Source organism: Streptomyces glomeratus (assembly GCF_021462825.1).
Taxonomy (GTDB): Bacteria; Actinomycetota; Actinomycetes; order Streptomycetales; family Streptomycetaceae; genus Streptomyces; species Streptomyces glomeratus.
Map to the genome: position 1 here is coordinate 1 of NZ_JAKEEB010000052.1, position 19,336 is coordinate 19,336.

The following is a 19,336-nucleotide window of genomic DNA, read 5'->3' on the forward strand; positions in this document are numbered from 1 at the left end:
AGTACCGGTGGGTGATTCCGTCCGTGTCTGGTCAGGTGGGGTGCCCAGCGCGGAAGGCCAATGGAGTGGGCCCAGCCACTCCTGGTTGAGTGGCAGGGCCCGGGGTTGCAGGTGGTCAGCGGAGTGCGCTGACTTCGGGTGCGGAGAGCGTTCGGGGGTAGACGTGGACGTCGGCGAAGGAGCCTGGGAACGCCATGTACGGGGTGGTGGCAGAGGCGCTGTTGACGCAGCCGCCGATGGTCAGGGGCATGGAGGAGTCGTACTGCGGGCTGAGGTTCTTGGCTGTCCCCGTCAGTGTCCCGTCTTGGTAGAGCGCCATCACTCCGGTGTTGGAGTTCCCGGCGACTGGGGCTCGGTAGGTGGCGACCAGGTGTGTCCAGGTTCCGACCTTGCCGGTGTTGGCGTCTCCTTCCGCGGTGGGGAAGTCGGAGTTTTCGTCGTTGGTGGTCGTGGTCTGGAACATCCAGGCGCCACTGGGTTTGTCGTAGGACAGGTAGAAGGACTGGTGTTGCGTCGTGCCCTGGCAGAGGGCGGTGGTGCCGAGTGCTGAGTTGATCTTCACCCAGGCGGAGATGGTGTAGTCGCCAAGTGTGTTCACCGCGCTCTGTTTGCTCTTGAGGAATCCGGTGCTGCCGTCGAAGGCGACACTGCCGGACTTCCCGCTCGGCGCATCGGTGCCGAAGGTGACGCTGCCGGACGTGGTGAGCGGGTTGAGGGAGGCGGTGTCGGTGCCGTCGGTGGCGAGTTTCCATTCGTCCTCGGGCATGCCCTTGTCCCAGCCGCTCGGGACGATCACGCTGCTGGCGCTGGCCCCGCTCGCTGTCATCGCGTACGGGTAGACGTGGACGTCTGAGACGGAGCCGGGGAAGGCGTTGTACGGCGTGGTGGTGTCGGGGTTGTTGACGCAGCCGCCGATGGTCAGGGGCATGGAGGAGTCGTACTGCGGGGTGAGGTTGGTGGCGGTACCCATCAAGGTGCCGTTCTGGTAGAGCGACATCACGCCCGTGCTGGAGTCGCCGTCGACCGGTGCGGTGTAGGTGACCGTGAGGTGTGTCCAGGTACCGACAGCCCCGGTTCCGCTGTCTCCCTCGGCGGTAGGGAAGTCGGCGCTTGCGTCGTTGGTGGTGGCGGTCTGGAACATCCAACCCTTGTTGCCGCCGTCGTAGCCGAGGTAGAGCGCTTGGTGCTGACTGGTTCCTTGGCAGAGGGCGGTGGCGGCGACTGGCGAGTTGATCTTCACCCAGGCGGAGATGGTGTAGTCGCCGAGGGTGTTCACCGCGGTGTGGTCGCTCTCCAGCAGCCCAGTGTTGCCGTCGAAGGACGCTGCGCCGGCGCCGGCGTTGACCGCGTCCGGGCCGTCGGCGCTGAAGGCCGCGCCACCGATGGCGGTGAACGGGTTGTCCGTGTTGCTGTCGCTGCCGTCGGTGGCCAGCTGCCAGTCGTCCTTGGGCGTGTCGCTGCCGGTGGCGAGCGGGACGAGCAGGTTCGGCGCGATGTCGACCGCGTTGTTGTTGGTGGCGTTCAGGTACTCGTTGGCCAGGTCGGCGTAGTAGGCGTCGGACGGGTTGCCACCTGAGAGGTCGGCCGCCTTCACGGTCGAGGACTGCGGGTTGCGGTCCGTGGAGACTGCCTCGGCGAAGTCGATGAGCTGGGTGGGATAGGTGGTTCGCAGGTAGTCGTTGACCTCTTGGCGCGCGGCTTCCTGGGTTGCGGTGCCTGGGTGGGCGGCGGTGAACGGCGGGATGGTGGCGACGTACACGGTGATGTTGGAGTTCTGGTCGACCGCGATCTGGCTGTCGTCGGTGTTGTACGAGCTCAGCTCGGTGCCAAGCGAGGCCAGGCCGTTTTCCACGTTGGTTGCGCAGGTGTGGGCGTTGTCGCTCTTGCAGTTGAGCAGGTCGGCGGCGCCGGTGGAGACAAGGGCGGTGCGCACGTTGCCCTGGGTGAGCACGTTGCGGTCCAGGGGGTTGAGCGCGCTCTTTGGGTAGTTGGTGGCGGTCTGCGGCAGCAGGCTGCTCGGGCTGTTGCTGCTGGAGCCTGCGCTGAGGACGCCGTAGTCCACGGAGTTGTCCCCGTTGGGATCGGCGGTCATCGCGTTGGTGATGGCATCACTGAGGTGGTGCTGGCCGTCGTCTTTCGCGGTGTCCCCGTTGACGGTTTGGTCGCCGTAGAGGACCAGCGAGCCGGTGGGGGCTGAGGTGGGGGTGGTGACGTCGATACCGGAGAGGTAGGGCAGACCGGTGTACTTAGTTTGGGTGTAGCTGCCGGCGTTGGTGTCACCGGTGTGGTTGGCGGAGTCGCTGCTGACCCACATGGGAGTCCGGGCGACGTCGTGACCGGGCATGGCGGACACCCAACCGTGTACCTGCAGGCTGACCAGGACAGTCGCCTGCTGGTCGACATGCAGGTTTACCGGGTCGCTGGTGACGTCGCCGCCTGCGGGGATGGTGATGGAGGAGGCACTGCCGAAGGTCAGCGCTTTGGGCGCTGCGGTCGCGGTGGCGTCGCCGGCGGTTGTGTCCTGTAGCGCGACGGATGCGGCGTCGAAGGTCACCGGGGTGGTGCCCATGGCGTTGGACAGGTGGATGCGCACCCCGTTGCCGTCATCGGTGCCGATGCTGACGTGCGCGGGGATGCGCAGGGTCTGCCCGTTGACGGTGGCGGTGGTGCCGCCGGACAGCTGCACCTTGGCCGTGTCCTGGCCGGAGGACCAGGTACCGACCCAGTGCTGGGCGCCGGTGCCGCTGCCGGTGACGGTCGTCGGCCGCAGGCCGAGTCCGAGGACGTGCAGGGAGGGCTGCCCGGCCTGGACACCGTTGGTGAACAGGGGCAGGGAGATGCTGCTGATGACTGAGCCGGGGCAGTCCAGCGGGACGCTGATGGCGTAGACCTTCGGACCGGAGGTCGGACTGGTCTGGGTGTTGTTGCTGTGGTTCTCGTGGACCAGGGCGATCGAGGCTGCGGAGGCGGGGCCGTTGATCCAGTCGGGCACCGTGTCGAGATGGTAGTTCTGGTCGTAGGTGTTGTCGCGGTCTACACAGTTGTTCTTGGCGTACGTGATGGTTCCGGTGGTACCTGTGGCGGTGCCGCCGGTGGCGAAGGCGAGGAAGACCAGGGCGTTGCCCGCGTTCACCACGCCGCTGCCCGGCAGGGTGATGGTCTGGCCGGAGGCCAGCATGTTGTCGTAGGTGCCGGTGCTGAATTTCGGCAGCGTGATGGTGGCGCCGTCAACGGTGACCGTTTTGCCGCTCTGCCAGCCGGATGTGGTCGTCAGGTCTGGGGCGTTGATGCTGTTGCCGGAGCCGTCGGCGTCGGCGGGGCTGGTCGTGGCGGTGAAGGTGCTGGTGGCGGTGTTGTTCAGGCAGCTGCTGGTGGCGTTGATGGCGCAGGTGAGCGCCGGGCCGAGGCGCAGCACGTCGATGCCGGCCTGGTAGCCCGTGGAGCTGGGGTTCTTGCCGGTCAGAGTGAGGGTAAGGGTGTGCACGCCCTGCTTGAGGGTGAGCAGCTGACCGCTTGAGTCCTTGGGTATCCCGAGGTTGACGAACTGGGTGGCGACGTACGGGTTGTAGGCGTCGAAGCCGCTGATCAGGGTGGCCTGGGTGTTTTGGCCCGCGTCGAGGGTCAGGCGGTAGATGCCGTAGTCCCTGGCCTTGGTCAGGTTGGCTCCGAAGCTCCAGGGGCCGTCCTTGGGGATGTCGAAGCTAAAGGTGGCACTGTCACCGCTGACGGCCTTCGAAGTGCTGCTCTTGTTGCCGAGCATCGCCTGGTAGCCGTCGGCGAACTCGTAGCCGCTGCCTGCGGCTTGGCTGACCAGTTGGCCGCCACTGCTTGTGGTCGTCGCCTTGGGCACGGCGGTGGTGGTGCCGTCGGTGTTGTTCGCGGTCCAGCCGCTGATCATCTTGTCGCCGTAGGCGTAGGTGGGGGTACTGGTGCCCGCGTAGAAGGCGTAGGCGGTCTGGGAGATGGATGTCGAGTCGGCCTGGTCCACTGCTTTGGCATAGAGCGTGTGGGGTCCGGTCACGGCGGGGGCGAAGGCAGGGGCAGCGCTGCCGTTGACGACCGAGGTGCCCGTCCCGGGTCCGTTGTCGGAGGTGGCGTAGTAGATCTTGCCCGGCGTGATCTTCGTGCTCGTCGTCAAGTGGACGACGCTGCTGCTGTTGTAGACCGTGTTGCCGAGTGTGGCGTCCAGCGAGAACAGGTAGCCGGTGATGTTGTTGGTGTGGTTGTTGCTCAGGACGAAGGTGCCCTTGTCACTGAAGGCCGCGCCGATCTGCTTGGCCGGAAACTGACTTGAGGTCACCGTGGGCGCTGGCGGGGCGCTGGTGTCCACGGTGAAGCTCTGGGTCTTGGTCCAGGTTCCGGAACCGGTGCCCGCCCAGTAGCCGGCCGCGTTCTGTGCGGTGGCCTTCCAGGTGTATGTGCCGTCGGGGAGTCTCGGAGTAGTCCAGTCGCTGCCGTTGGTGTTGTACCGGGCGTGCTTCTTGGAGTCGAGGTTGGGGCCGAAGCCCTGACCCACCAGGGTGCCGGAGGAGTTGTAGACGTTGTATTCGATGCGCACCAGCTCACTGCCGCCGGCGAGATCGGGATTGACCGCCCGGGCGGACAGCGTGGGGGTGTGGGTGGTGGTCATCGTGTTGCCCATGCTGATGGCGGAGGGCTTGATGGCGGGCGTGCCGGTACCGTTCTTGAGCTTGGGCCGGTAACTGTAGGTGACCGCCATCGTGGCGCCGCCGCCGTAGGCGAGCTGCTTCCACTGGTGGGGATCATTCATATCGGGCGACTGGACCATCAGCGTCATGCTGCTCCAGCCGCCGGCCGCCGCACTCTTCGCCCGGGAGGTCACGTCGAACTCCAGCGACGGCGGACTGACCCAGGAGTGGGCACCGTCCGTTACCGGGCAGGTGCCGGCCTCATGGCTCTTCGGGTTGGTGCCCAGCGCGCCGGTGCGTCCCCCGGGCTCATGACCCCAGTACAGCGAGGAAGAGTTCCACCCGGCGGGGCGGTCGGTGCCGTAGATAGCGGCCGGCGTGTCGTCGCAGGAGGCGGCGGAGAGCTGCTTCACATACAGCGAGGCGTGGCTGACTACGGCCCCTTTGATGCCGCTGGTGTTGATCTGGTAGTACGTCCGCGCCCGTTCGCCGTTGCCGGGATAGCTGTTGTCCCATCCTTCCCGGGCGTTGGTCGCACCCGTCGTGGAAGTCGAGTTGTAGACATTCCAGCCGTTGTCGGAGATCCGCGCCCACTCCAGCTGGGACGGCCTGCCGCTCCACTCGGGGTCCACATACACCGGGTAGGTGGTGGCTTTGTCGGTGAGCAGCGGCTTGTTCAGGGCGAGTAGTTGTCTGCCGTCTTTGAGGGTCACGTGGACCTGAGCACGGTGTTTGCCCACTGTGGTGGCCGCAGTGTGTTCGTCCCGGGCAGCGGAGGCGGTCGTGGTCCGGGCGCTGGCGGCAGCGCCGCTTCTGCGGCTGGCGCTGTCCCACATCAGCGCGGTGTCGCTGTGGAACACCGTCTTGCCGTTGTGCTTGTCCGTGGCCTGCGCACCGCCGTCGGAGGTGGCGGCCAGCTTCAGGTTGGCCGATGTGGTGTTGAGCGCGAGGGTTTGCAACCGGCGGTCGGCAGCGGCTTTGGGTGTCTTGACGACCAGGATCGAAGAGTACCCGGAGGCATCCGCGGTCAGTTGGAGGTCGACCCCGGGCAACACCTCGGGGTACGTGGCGGTGTCCCCAGCGACTACGGGTCTGGGCAGGGGCCCCGGCCAGGAGAAGCCCAGCTTGTGCGCATCGCTGAGCATCGTGACCATTGCGACGGAACCGCCGCCGGAGAAGGCTACGTGCGTGACGGCGGCCTTGGGGGCCCAGGTACCGTCCGCCTGCCGCACCAAAGTGGTGTCGATGGGCACCCACTTCCCGTGCCGCTGTACGCGTTGCGGCACCGAGGAGTCCGTGCGCGTGAACGTGCCATCCGGATTGGCCACCACAAGGGTCCCGGTGTCGGTGAGCTGGTCGATGGTCACCGGCTTACCGGTCGCCTTCGCCTGCGCAGATGCTGCTTCCGTGGGGTTCAGGCGCCTGACGGCGGACCGAGAGTCACTGCTATGCGACTTTGCAGGAGGTTCGGCCGGCGTGTTGGTGGCGGCGTGGGCCGACGTATTCGCGGTCAGTGGCCCGGCAGCCACGGCCGCGGCGATGACAATGGCGACTGGTCTTGTCGCGGGACGGCTGATCGCACGCTTCGGTGTGCGGAAGGCGGACATCGAGGCTGGATTCCTTAGCAGGTATCGGGCGGTCCCCCCGTGGGCCCCGCAACCCTGTGCATTCTGGAGGCCGGTGCGGACGCGGTCCATTCCCCATTGACCGTCCGGCGACCGCGCATAGTCCGCTTTTGACGTGTACGAGCCAGATTGCGTTTCCGGCTCGGTGTTTCCTTTGCTTTTCCTATGGAATTACTTTACCTACGGAACTGACGCCACGTCATAGCGTGATGATCCGCGGGGGGTGTAATCGACCGTGCCTCCGCTCTGACGTGCAAGCTCAAATTGGCTTATTCACACAGTGCTTGGCCTGTTTGGGACGGGGGAGGGGAAGGCACAGCATGGCGCGGGTATCGGGATCCAGACATCACCGGGCGGCGGCCTGGGGCACCCACAGAATTCGTCGCATGGCAACGGTGACGACCGGCGCCCTACTACTGGGCCTGCTGCCTGCCGGCATTGCACCCGCAGCCACTCCGGAGAAGCAGCGGCTTTCCGCCACGGTCGCTCCGCACGACAAAAGAATTCCCTTCACCCGCGCTGTACCCAAGAAGGGACACCCGCCCAAGCGGTTCAAGAACTTCGATCCCACCAGGCAGACAAGGCTTCCCGTGCCGGGCACCGCTGAGGTGACCTTGCCCATCGCGGCCGCTTCAGCGAGCCGGAGCGTGAAAACACCCCAGGTCAGGGCTGGCGACACACCCATTCTGCTCGGTGCCGCCACGGGCATGCAGCCCCAGTCGGCCGCCGTCATCCGCTCCCAGCGGGTCCGTGTGACCATGCTGGACCAGAAAGCCGCGCAGGCTGCCGGTGTCCACGGTGTCCTGTTCACCCTGCAGCGCGTCAGCCCCGGTAGCGGAAAGCTCGCACTGCGGGTGGACGACTCGTCGTTCCGCTACGCCTTCGGCGGCGACTTCGCTGCACGTCTCCACCTGGTCCTCCTGCCCTCATGTGCCCTGACCACGCCTAAGTCGGTGCGCTGCCAAGTTCAGACCCCGCTACGTACAGCCCTGGGCTCGCCCTTGTCGGCGCAGGTACCCGTGCCGGACCTGCCCGGGACGGCGCTCGGCACCACACCCTCCGCGCGTACCGGAGCGGCCGGACCTGGTGCGGTCATGGTCATGGCTGCGACGTCAGGTGCCTCGGGCTCCTCCGGTGACTACTCGGCGACCAGCCTGTCACCGGGCGGCTCCTGGGCGACCTCGGGGAACACCGGCTCCTTCACCTACAGTTACCCGATCAACGTGCCGCCGGCGATCGGCGGCGCGGCCCCCAACGTCGATCTCTCCTATAACTCCTCCACCCAGGACGCGCGCACCGAGGGGACCAACAACCAGTCCTCGTGGCTGGGAGATGGCTGGAGCTCGGCGGACAACTATGTCGAGCGCACCTACAAGCCGTGCAAGGACGACTCCTCCTCCGGAGCCCCGAAGAACGACGGCGACCAGTGCTGGGCAGGGCAGATCCTCACCCTGTCACTGAACGGAAAGTCCACCGACATCGTCTACGACGACTCGACCAAGACCTTCCGCCCCGCTGATGACAACTCCACCACCAAGATCGAGGACTTGACCGACGGCACGAACGGTACGGCGAACGGGGAGTACTTCAAGGTCACCGAGGGCGGGGTGCAGTACTTCTTCGGCCGCAACCGCCTGCCGGGCTGGACCAGCGGCAAGGAAGAGACCAAATCCGTCTGGGCCGAGCCGGTCTACCACGCGCACAAGGGCGTGTCCGACTGCCCGGACAGCACGGACTTCGCCGCCACGTCCTGCACGCTGGGCTACCGGTTCAACTTGGACTACTCGGTCGACACCCACGGCAACGCCACCGCCTGGTACTACACGCCGGAAACCGGCTACTACGGCGCCGACATGAAGGACACCGCCGTCGCCTACACCCGCGGTGGCACCCTCTCCCGCATCGACTACGGCATGACCTCCTCGAGCATCTACTCCGGCACCGCCCCGGAGCAGATCCAGTTCGACACAGCTGAACGCTGCATTCCCGGCACCCCCTCAGGAAACACCTGCGCGGACAGCCAGTTCACCGCCGCGAACGCCGCCTACTGGCCGGACGTTCCGGTCGACCTAAACTGCACCAAGGCATCGACGAGTTGCACCAACCATGGCCCGAGCTTCTGGTCCCGCAAGCGCCTGACGACGATCACCACCCAGATCCAGACGGGCGGTGCGACCCAGCAGGTCGACAAGTACACCCTCACCCAGTCCTTCCCCGACGGCGGCGACCACGCCCCCACCCTGTGGCTGGACTCCATCCAGCGCACCGGCCTGGACACCCTGGGCGGCGCCTCGGGCAGCGCCTCAACGCCGGCAGTCAACTTCGACCCACCGCTGCAGCTACCCAACCGCGTGGGCACCATCCCACAGATGCCGCTGATGTACCACGACCGCATCCAGACGGTCACCAGCGAGACCGGCGCCGAGACCACCGTCACCTACGACCGGCCCAACTGCTCCAAAGCCCCGGCAAGCGACCTCAACGACCCCACGGACGCAGCCGCCCAGGCCTTCGCCTCGTCCAACACGTTGTCCTGCTTCCCGGTGTACTGGACGCCCGACGGGCAGCCGGCGCCATGGATGGACTGGTTCTACAAGTACAAGGTCACCTCGGTCGTCACCGAAGACACGCACAACTCCTACCAGGACGGCACCCAGCCCAAGCTGGAGACGGACTACGCCTACAAGGGCAACCCCGGCTGGCACTACGACGACAACGAGCTCGTCAAGGCCAAGAACCGCACTTGGGGCCAGTTCCGGGGCTACCCGGAGGTCGACGTCACAACCGGTGACCCCAGCGTCTTCCACAAGACCAACGGCGCCAACGTCTACGACCAGAAGACATTGAGCAAGACCTTCTACTTCCTGGGCATGAACGGCGACACGCTGCCCGGCGGCAAGACCCGCTCAGTGCCATCGCTGACCAGCCAGGACGGCACCACCTCGGTCCCCGACGACAACGCGCTAGCCGGACAGGTCTTCGAGACCGACACCTACACCAGCGCCAGCGGAAGCCTGGACAAGGCCGTCGTCACCGTGCCCACGATCATCGGGCCCACGGCCTCCCGATCACGCAGCGGCGTCCCCGACCTGACGGCGCAGATGGTCCGCACGGCCAAGAGCCTCACCCGGCAGGCGGTCTCCTACGGCTGGCGCAAAACGGAGACCGACACCTTCTACAACACCGCCCTCGGCAAGCCGACGACCGGCGTGCCCGTGCAGGTCGACGACCGCGGCGAAGCCGCAGACAGCAACAACGCCACCAGCTGCACCTACAACCGTTACCTCACCGGCAGCGCAGACACCCTGGTCCTGTCTGCCGAGACCATCGTCACCGACCAGGACTGTTCCACGGCCGGATCAACTCCCGGAGGGGCGCTGCTCTCGGACGTCCGCACCTCCTACGACCACAATGCCTTCGCCTACGACGGCGACGGCCAGCAAAACCCGGCGCTCCCCAAGACGGGCGACGTCACCCTGGTCCAGAAGGCTTCCGCTGCCACCGGCGCCACCGCCGCAGCGTTCGTCGATGAAACGTCCGTCGTCTACGACGACTACGGCCGCGTCACACAGACCACCCGCACGCCCCACTCCACCTACAACGGCAACAGCCTGTCCCAGAGCACCACCACCAGCTACACCCCCGCCAGCGGAGCACTCCCGACCGCCATCGCCACCGCTACACAGGTCACACCCGGAGCCACCTGCAACACCGACACGACCAGTTCCAAGAATTGCCAGGTCGCCAGCAGCACCATGGATCCGGCCCGGGCTCTGCCCACTGCCAAGAAGGACGCGGCAGGCCTGCTCACATCCCTCAGCTACGACGCCCTCGGGCGCCTCAAGGGGGTGTGGCTGCCCAACGAGAACAAGGCCAACGGCGCGCCGGCGAACAGGACCTACTCCTACGCCCTGTCCCAGACGGGGCCTTCGGTCGTGGCCACCAACGCCCTGCTGGACAGCGGCAGCTACAAAACCAGCGAAACGCTGTACGACGCCATGCTGCGCCCCCTGCAGACACAGGCGACCGCCGAGAACTCAAGCACGACCGTCACCGACACCCAATACGACTCGCACGGCTGGACGGTTGCCACCAACAACGCCTACGCCGTCGCGGGCAACCCCAGCAGCACCCTGGACCACATCTCCCAGGTGACCATCCCCGACACCACCGTCACCGACCACGACGGACTGGGCCGCGCCGATCTGGTCACCGAAGAGCACAACGGCGCCAAAACCTGGACCACCACCACTGCCTACACCGGTGACAAGACCACCGTCCTGCCCCCCAAGGGAGGCGTGGCCACCACCACAGTCCTCAACGCACACGGCCAGACCACCGAACTCGACCAGTACACCACCGCCCCCAGCCTCGCCGGCACCGCGGCCACCGGGTACACCGCCACCGGCGGCACCACCTCACCCACCACATACGCTTACACCGCCGCAGGCCAGCAGCACCAGGTGACCGGCCCCGACCACACCGTGTGGACGTTCAACTACGACCTGCTCGGCCGCAAGAGCTCCCAGAACGACCCGGACACCGGCAAGAGCAGCTACGGATACGACGACGCCGGTAACCTGGTCTCCACCACCGACGCCAAGCAGGTCGAACTCGACTACACCTACGACCTCCTGGGCCGCAAGCTCACCGGTACCGACAAGTCGAAGTCCAACTTCCAGTTCGCCTCCTGGACATACGACACCCTGCGCATCGGACTGCCCACCTCATCGACCCGCTACGTCCAGGGAACCACCGGCGGATACACGGTCGCCGCCACCGGATACACCTACCTCGGCAAGCCGACCGGCACCAAGATCACCCTGCCGGCCTCCGAAGCACCGCTGCCGTCGGCGTACACGACGGCATACACCTACACGATCAACGACCAGTTGCTCGCGACGCAGAACGACCCGCGTACGCAGGGTCTGAACAGCGAGATCATTACCTACGAGCACGACGCACTGGGTAACCCGACGAGGACGAGCAGCAGCGCCAACATCTACGTCGACAAAACCACTTACACGGCTTACAGTGCCCCGTCCTTGGTCACACTGGGTGCCTCGACCAACCCCGCCAAGATCACCTACAACTACGACGACCAGACTCTCCGACTGACCGAGCGCCAGATCGCCCGGACCCAGGCACCCGGCCCGACAGTAGACGACACCAAATACTTCTACGACGCCGCCGGCAACCCAACCTCCATCACCGACCAGCAGTCGGAGACCGGCAACACGGTCACCGACCAGCAGTGCTACAGCTACGACGCCCTGGACCGGCTCACCGACGCCTGGACCGCCAACGACAACTGCACTGTCAACCCGCCTACAAGCAGCACCCTCGCCACCACGCCCGGCTCGTACTGGCAGTCCTTCACCTACGATGCCGTCGGAAACCGGCGCCAGAGCACCGACCATGCCATCGGCAGCTCGGGCACCACCACCTACATCAATGGGTGCGCCAGCAACTGCAACTCCACCGGCGCCCAGCCACACACCCTGACCGCGACCACCGGTGGCGCCAACCCCACCAGCTTCGCCTACGACGAAGACGGCAACCTGCACATCCGTACACCCACCACCGGCCCCGGCCAAACCCTGACCTGGGACGATGAGAGCCACCTGACCCAGGTGGACACGGACGGCTCCAGCTCCGCGACCACCAAGTACCTGTACGACGCCGACGGCAACCAGCTCATCCGCCGCGACCCCGGCCAGACCACCCTGTTCGCCGGCGACACCGAGATCGTCGTCAACACCAGCGTCACCCCCAACGTCCTGCTCGGCGCCGTCCGTACCTACACCCACGGCGGCTCCGGGAACCCAGTGGCCGTTCGCTCTAGCCTCGCGGGCGGTGGGGTGAAGTACCTGTTCAACGACCCGAGCGGCACTGCGACCCTGGCGATGGACACCACCACCCAGCAGGTCGCCCGCCAGCAATACACTCCCTACGGCCAGCCACGCGCCAGCGCGAACACGACCATCTGGCCAGACCCCACACACTCCTACCTCGGCAAACCCCAGGACACGTCCACCGGCTACACCGACGTTGGCGCCCGCAAGTACGACCCCACCCTGGGCCGCTTCATCAGCGCCGACCCGCTCTTCGAGCCGACCAGCCCACAAGAACTCGGCGGCTACACCTATGCCGCCGACAACCCCCTCACCAACAGTGACCCCAGCGGCCTGATGGCCTGCGAAACCCCGGACGAATGCGGCGGTGGAGCCCAGTACGGCAACAACACCCCCACTAAGCACAGCGGCGGCAAACCGCTCAACGACCCCTCCTGGGGCTGCAACGGCTGCCACGGTGCCAACAGTGGTCAAGGACCCCTGTCAGTTCCGCGTCTCCTCCGTCCCGCTTTTCACAAAAAATTCATGGAGATCTACCCAGGGGTCTTCATTCAGCGCAACTGGAAGTATGCTGACCAGTTCGCCAAGATTTTCAACCACTACGTCGATACCTGGTGCCAGGACTTTGAATCGAACTGCCTGAATGGCTCGCCCGGCGCGCCAGAAGTCGAATTCGACCAACACATCATTGCACACCTGAAATTCCTCACCTGTGCGGCGCTCGGCCGCAAGAGCGGCTGCCTGGGCCTGGGTAAGGCCGCATCCATTGGCGTGGCCGCAGCGGCAATAATCGCAGTCACGGGGGGAGGCGGCGAAGGACCCGGTGGTGCTGGGGTCAGGTGCAGCTTCTCGCCCGACACACCCGTCCTCATGGCCAAGGGAAAGACTAAGCCAATTGGCGAGCTCAAGACCGGCGACAAGGTCGAATCCGCAGACCCCGCCACGGGCAAGGACAAAGGCAGCCGTGCTGTCCAGCACGTCTGGGTCAATCATGACGATAACCTCCTCGACGTCGCCATCAACACTGGCCGCGGCCGCACGGAGGTACTACACACCACCTCCAACCACCCCTTCTACGACACCACTACCCACACTTGGACACCTGCCGGAAACCTCAAACCCGGCGACCGCCTGGCTAGCATCCGCAGTCAACACCCCACTGTAGCCAGCGTCCACGCCACACCCGGCGCTGCAAACCGCTACAACCTCACTGTCCGGCAACTCCACACGTACTATGTGCTGGCGGGGGGCACGCCAGTACTCGTCCATAATTCGACGTGCACGTCACTCCCCTCGGCGTCGACGGACGAGTATGCGGTCATAGGGAGGCAGAGGGACGTTGAAGTGGCTAAAGACTGGCCCGACCACGAAGTTCTTGACCTCCCGGAAGGGAAATGGACTTCCGTAGGGGATAACGACCAGTGGATCCAGGGGATTATCAAAGCCCGCCAGCCTGTGTATGTTGCCTCGCCCATGGAAGGGAATCTCACAACTTCTGGACGACCGACCGTTTTTTCCAGGGAACTAAGGCAGCTGGACGAGGCTGGGTACACCCGAAGAGGCGACTATTTGGTTCCTCCGGAGAAGTGACATAAAGAGTCGAGGCTAATGTCGCCGACTTGGTCTCAATTTAACATCGAAGCGTGGAGGTGTTCGTGGCAGTCACAAGGCGTATCGCCGCCGCAATTGAAGGTCAATACGGGACCGAGGCGGACTCGGTTGTCTCGCTGTTGGAGGAGGCCGAGCTGAGGGTGTTTCATCGAGCTGCCAGTGAGAGGATCGCAGCCGCTGTTGTGATTCTGGCGAATGGGAGTGTTGATAAGCTTCTCGACGCTATTCGACTCATGGAGATCGATTGGCGTGACCTACTTGTCGGTGCGGAGCTTGACGATTCTGATTGGCCGTCAAGGCTGGATGATCTTTTCGGTTCGAATTAGCCTGTGGGCGACATGGGCAAGCGGGCGTCTTGGCCTGGGTGAAACTTTTGCGCCGACCTTCAGCGGTCCGCAGTTGCGGTGGATTGACATGGCAGTCGCAGCTGGCGATCAGGCTTGGCGCAGATCAACCAACCGTCGACACGTGCTTGGTGGGAGCGGCGGCGGCCGAGGCGGCCTCGTGAAGTCGGTCAAGTGGGTGTGCGCGCACGCGCAGTGCTGATCGCCGTCGGTGTCAACGCCGACAGCCACCGCGAGATCGTTGGCCTTGATGTCGCCACCGCCGAGGACGGCGCCGGCTGGCTCGCCTTCCTGCGCTGAAGGCCGCCGAGCACCTGGACGCCGCCCAGCACGACCTGCTGGCCTTCACCGCCTTCCCACGAGGGAGCTGGAGGCAGATCTGGTCCAACAACCCGCAAGAAGCTGAACAAGAAGATCCGCCGCTGCACCGACGTGGTCGGCCTGGTCGGCCTGTCCTGGCCGAGCAGAACGACGAGTGGACCGAGGGCCGCCGCTCCATGGGACTCGACCTGCTGGCCAAGGGCCGCCTCCACCCGATCGAATGGTGCTGAGCCGTTCGCCGCCAGCAAGGAGGGCGGTAACCCGGCCCGCGGCAGCACTCGCGTCGTCTCCGCTGGTGACGACCCAGCGCCGGTGCTCGCCTCGGTGGCTTCCGTGAAGGCCCAGCGCGTTCTGGGCGGCGAGGGATACTACGTATCAAGTAAGGCGCGCAATGCTCCTGCCGCAGGTCCCGACTACCCTGCCAGGACGTAACCAGCAGGCTCAGCAGGCAAGATGGGGTTTCTCCATGCAGCGTTCCAACTGGCCGCTTCTTGCCGGCCGCACCCGGCCGCTGAAGATGAAGGAGTGGGGCGACCTGGCCGTCGTGGACCCCGTCGCTGGCAAGCAGCCGCGCGGACGCGGGTTCCTGGCGGCCGAGAAAGACTGGCTGCACATCGACGCCGGAAGCGCCCTGGAGAACCCCATTGTCATCCTCTACGCCGGAGACGACCCGGGAGCAGAGAGCGGCTGGGACGAGGTCGAAGAGATCACCCTGGTCTCCACGACCGGCTTCCTCGCCCTGTGCGACAGCGGATACGAGCCGCTGCGCAAAGAGAATCTCGCCACCGCGGGAGTCGGGCCCTACCTGATCCGCGTCCATGCCAGTGACCGGTCCTTGGACGGCAAGAAGCCCCGCTTCCTCATCCAGGTCATCCCCGGCGAGCGTACGGGGGCCGAGCCCGAGCCGCCTTCCCCCACGATCGAGGAGTCCGCCGGTCCGCTTTTGGTACGGACGTCCTTTGGGCAGCCGGATGAGTGGGCGCGCTTGCTCCAGGCTCTCGAGGCAGGCTCGGAGCACTACGAGGCGATCACCGTTATCGACAACCGCGCCTACGCGGGCTTCACGGCGGATCAGGTCCAGGCGCGGATCGGGCGCGATGACGAGGACTGGCCCGACAGCACTCTCGTGCTCATCGCCGACGAGCCAGCACTGGCCTCCCCAGAGTTCCCGTTGCTGGCCGTGAACAACCTGCCCGACGATGACGACGATCCGTTCAGGATCACCCTCGCAGCGGCCGGTTCCTTCGTCGTCAACATGGAGCTGGCCGACACGGGCTTTGGCGAGTGGGGCCGTGGTGTCGACGCCGACGGCGTCTACCGGGAAGAGCACTACTGACAGTGCCCAGGGGGCGCACACCGCATGGGCGCGCCCCCTGAGCACTGCCATCCAGTGGTGAACGAGCATGGCGGCGACCAGGAGCGTCTCGGAGGTGTGGCCGGTGCCGAGTGCGGGGGAGTGTGGGAGCGTCACGGCAGGGCCTTCCCGCACCGTACGTCGGCGTTCTCTAGGCCCGAGGATCCGCCGATCAGGACGTCGATGCACAGCGGCATCCGGGCCATCGCTGCTATTACGGCCAGCACGTCACGCCGACGCCCACCGGCCATGCCCTACGCCCGAGCAGACCATCTGACGTCCAGCAGAGCAGCCGGGACGTTTCCTCGCCGGGACATTGAGAGGATATGGGGGTTTGTCGGTAACCGGATGCCGTCCCGGGCAGTCCGCGAGCAGCAGTGTGACGAGCAGGAAACCCCCGACAGGCGGCCGTCGTCACCGAGAACCCCGGCGGGACGCCGGTCTCACAACACTCGCACCGTGGATCGGAGCACAGCTTCTCGTGGGCGAGCACAGCCAGCGCCGCGGACTGAAACCACGTCTGCTGTTCTAGCCTCTCCACGATCCGCGCCAAGTGCGCCTTCACCATGCGCCCAAACCCCGTGCCGGACGGCCGCCCATCCGGCGGTACGCGCAAGCGTGACCGCCTGCATCGGAGGTGGGTGTGGTTCCTTTGAAGGGAAAGGTTGGGTAGGTCGCTGTACGTGGGGCGGGCCAGTGTCACCAGCCCTTGATCATCGAGCTGCCCTCTCGCGTTGCTCAAGCCACTCGAGGTACCAGCTGCGGAAGGTGTGACGGTTTCCGTTTGCATCGACGTACGGCTCGAAGGGCGGGTTGACCGCGCAGTCCCGGTCGCGGACTTCCCCGCGGTGCGGGCCGACGACGATGAGCCAGCCGGTCATCCCGCATCCGTTGTCGCTGATGGGGATCGCACCCCGCCCGCGTTCCCGGAACCACACATCGTCGCCAGCCTCGCCGAAGACCGTGCGGTAGTCGTCTAGATAGTCGTCGTCTTCGTCACGTGTGGTGGGTTCGTACCCGGCGGCGCGAAGGGTCGCAATCTGCTGGTCGGCCCAGTCTTCCGTCTCGACGAACGGCCCGCTCGGGTCCAACAGCCAGGGATGGTCCTCGTCGTTCTCCCAGACCCATCCCCACTTCCCGTCGATTCGGCGCAACGAGGTGAGCTCGATCGCCGGTCCGGGGCCTCCGGCTCCAACCTCCGCCAGAAACGTACGGTACTCGTCGGGAAGCGCGACACCGAACTGCGCTTCGACCTCGGCGATGGCGGCGGGGGGCAGGACGGGTTCGAACGTCGGGTATCGAGACGGCCCACGGCCACGGGCTCGACGCTCGGCCTCCTCCACTGCGATGACGCGTTCTCGAACTCCCGACCAGTGCACGCGCGTGTTCACGGCTCTCCTATCGACGGCGAGTACGGACATTAGTCCCTGCCGCCGACATCCGACCTCCGTCTGGGCTGTGTTCGCGGCCGCTCGTCTCTACCGTGGTGGTGGAGGAGGGGTGGCAGAGGGGCTCGCTTGGAAGCCCGCATCGACCTGACCGCGCTACGGGCCTTGCGGGAGTCCCGCACGGACGTGGAAGCCCTCGATCTCACAGTCGAGCGGCTGCGCCGTCTCCAGGACGCGTTCACCAAGGCGGCCGACGACTCCCGCGCCCGCGCGGACCGCTACGCCGAGCAAGAGGATGCCGACCCAGTGCACCCGGTGCGCCAGGACGACCAGCGGGCGCACCGCCCGCAGGAGCCCGGAGCGCACCGCGGCCGGGAGGCCGGCCACTGAGTGAACCCGATGCCGCGGGTGCGCACTGACGATGCCCGGCATCCACCACCAGTGCGCATCCACCCGCACCGGTGGTGCGGTCACCGGTGGTGTCCACCACCGCGCGGGCCCGCTCCATCTGCTCATCGCGCAGCGCCTGCAGAGCCTGGACGACGTCCTTCGGTGTGTCGGCGAGGACCTGGCCGACGAAGTGGGCGATGGTGCGGGCGATCCCCGGCGCGGCAGCCGCGGGGGCGTGCGTGGCCCACTGCCCGATCGCCATCAGGTAGATGACGCCGACCTCGTCCAGGGCGACGATCAGTTCCGCGATGCCCGGCAGCTGCTGCACCTCGGACGCGAGCCGCGCGGCCTGGACGTCGTCTCCACTCTCCACTGCCAGGATGTAGTCGAAGCCGAGCTGGACCAGGTGCGGGGGCAGTCGAGGATTTCAGCCCAGGGCGGGATAGTCGCCGGCAGCGAGGTCGTCGATCAGGCTCGGGTGGGTGGGCTGCCAGCCGAACCGTTCCCGGGTCAGTGCACTGGACGATGGCATGTCGAGGGCGAACACGCGGCCGATGACGCCGAAGCGCTCGGGCGGCACCGGCTCGACCGGCATCGCGAGAACGCCGCCGATTGCCTCGGCCAGTGTCTTCATGGTGTCGCCCTCGTCGGCTACTGCGTGCAGGACCGTGCCCGGCGGGGCGTCCTCGAGTGCGGTGCGGAACAGCCGGGCGGCGTCAAGCCGGTTGACTGCCGGCCATCGTTGTGTGCCGTCGCCGACGTACGCTGACAGGCCGGTTTTCTGCGCGGCGGCGATGAGGACTGAGCAGAAGCCGTATTGCGACCCGCGTTGGTGCACGGAGCGCGGCAGCCGCACGACAGAGGAGCGGATGCCCTGGTCGGCCAGGGTCAGCACCATCTCGGAGGTGCGGCCGCGGCCGCCGACCGGACCGTCGGTGGTGTCGGGGTCGTCCTCGGTGGAGGTGTGGCCTGGCATCATCGGGGTGAGGCCGGCATGTACGAACGGCTTGCCGCTGCCTGCGAGTGCGGCCGCGAGGGTGTGCACGGCGCACGCTTCCTCGTCGATGCCCTGTTCCAGGTTGTTCCAGTCGTTGCTGAAGGCCAGGTTGATGACGCCGTCGGCCTGTGTGGCGCCGGTGCGGAGGCTGTCGAGGTCGGTGAGGTCGCCGCGGAGCGGTGTCCCGCCGGCGGCGGTGACGGCCGTAGCCGCGGTATCGGAGCGGACGAGGCCGAGGACCTCGTGACCGGCGGCGATGAGCTCGGGAACGACAACTGAGCCGATGCTGCCGCTGGCGCCGGTGACGAACACGCGCATGGGGGGCTCCATATGGGGGCTGCGACGCTGGTCGCAGGATGGGCGTGGCGGGGGTCAGGCGTGGCGGTTGTGGGTGTGTGGATCCACGGGTTGCTTGGACTTGGGAAGCGCGCCGGCCACGAGACGGTAGGAGTCGGTGACGAGTTCCTTGACCAGCTTGGCGTCGATGGTGTCTCCGCCTTGCATTGTGATCCAGTGTCTTTTGTTCATGTGGTAGCCGGGGGTGATGTCTGCGTACTGCTTGCGCAGGGCTGTGGCGTCGTCCGGGTCGGCTTTGAGGATCACGACGGGGCGTCCCGGCATGTCGGTCATGAGCATGAAGACCTTGCCGCCCACCTTGTGGAGCTCCCAGTCGGGGCCGAAACGATGCTCCTGGTCGGTGCCGGGCAGTTCCGCGGTGTGGTCCCGTGCGATCTTCTGCAGTTCCTGTCCGTCCAAGGTGATCAACTCCGGTGTGTCGTTTCGGGTCCTTCGGGCCAGTCGG

At 66.2% G+C, this 19,336-nt stretch carries 8 protein-coding genes and 1 pseudogene; 5 read left to right on the top strand and 4 right to left on the bottom strand.

Annotation, left to right across the window (positions count from 1 at the left end; genetic code table 11):
* Positions 1-115: 115 nt before the first annotated feature.
* Positions 116-6,016, bottom strand: coding sequence for a LamG-like jellyroll fold domain-containing protein (locus LZ604_RS36150; protein WP_234519765.1), 5,901 nt, complete (start codon positions 6,014-6,016; stop codon positions 116-118).
* A gap of 644 nt (positions 6,017-6,660) precedes the next feature.
* On the opposite strand from LZ604_RS36150, the gene LZ604_RS33095 reads away from it, so the two are divergent.
* The 4 genes and pseudogenes from LZ604_RS33095 to LZ604_RS33115 all read left to right on the top strand — a co-directional run bounded on the left by LZ604_RS33095 (position 6,661) and on the right by LZ604_RS33115 (position 15,741).
* The gene (locus tag LZ604_RS33095) at positions 6,661-13,719 is read left to right on the top strand and encodes a polymorphic toxin-type HINT domain-containing protein (RefSeq protein ID WP_234519766.1); all 7,059 of its coding nucleotides are present in this window, start codon (positions 6,661-6,663) and stop codon (positions 13,717-13,719) included.
* A gap of 53 nt (positions 13,720-13,772) precedes the next feature.
* A complete protein-coding gene (locus LZ604_RS33100) occupies positions 13,773-14,066 on the top strand; it encodes a hypothetical protein (protein ID WP_234519767.1) in 294 nt (97 codons plus the stop codon).
* Positions 14,067-14,243: 177 nt separating this feature from the next.
* Positions 14,244-14,635, top strand: a pseudogene (locus LZ604_RS33110) (transposase); the annotation flags it as partial.
* Between the two features lie 161 nt (positions 14,636-14,796).
* Positions 14,797-15,741: a DUF6924 domain-containing protein gene (locus tag LZ604_RS33115; protein WP_234519768.1), complete on the top strand. Its 945-nt coding sequence runs from the start codon at positions 14,797-14,799 to the stop codon at positions 15,739-15,741.
* Positions 15,742-16,472: 731 nt separating this feature from the next.
* On the opposite strand, the gene LZ604_RS33120 is transcribed toward LZ604_RS33115, so the two are convergent.
* The gene (locus tag LZ604_RS33120) at positions 16,473-17,180 is read right to left on the bottom strand and encodes an SMI1/KNR4 family protein (RefSeq protein ID WP_234519769.1); all 708 of its coding nucleotides are present in this window, start codon (positions 17,178-17,180) and stop codon (positions 16,473-16,475) included.
* Between the two features lie 96 nt (positions 17,181-17,276).
* On the opposite strand from LZ604_RS33120, the gene LZ604_RS33125 reads away from it, so the two are divergent.
* On the top strand, positions 17,277-17,537 hold the full coding sequence (locus LZ604_RS33125; RefSeq protein WP_234519770.1) for a hypothetical protein: 261 nt from the start codon (positions 17,277-17,279) through the stop codon (positions 17,535-17,537).
* A 427-nt stretch (positions 17,538-17,964) separates the two neighbouring features.
* Here the strand turns inward: LZ604_RS33125 and LZ604_RS33130 are convergent, their stop codons facing one another.
* Both LZ604_RS33130 and LZ604_RS33135 read right to left on the bottom strand, forming a co-directional pair.
* Complete coding sequence (locus tag LZ604_RS33130; protein ID WP_234519771.1) at positions 17,965-18,852, bottom strand: SDR family oxidoreductase; 888 nt, start codon at positions 18,850-18,852, stop codon at positions 17,965-17,967.
* A gap of 54 nt (positions 18,853-18,906) precedes the next feature.
* Positions 18,907-19,290, bottom strand: coding sequence for an MmcQ/YjbR family DNA-binding protein (locus tag LZ604_RS33135; protein WP_234519787.1), 384 nt, complete (start codon positions 19,288-19,290; stop codon positions 18,907-18,909).
* Between the last annotated feature and the right edge of the window lie 46 nt (positions 19,291-19,336).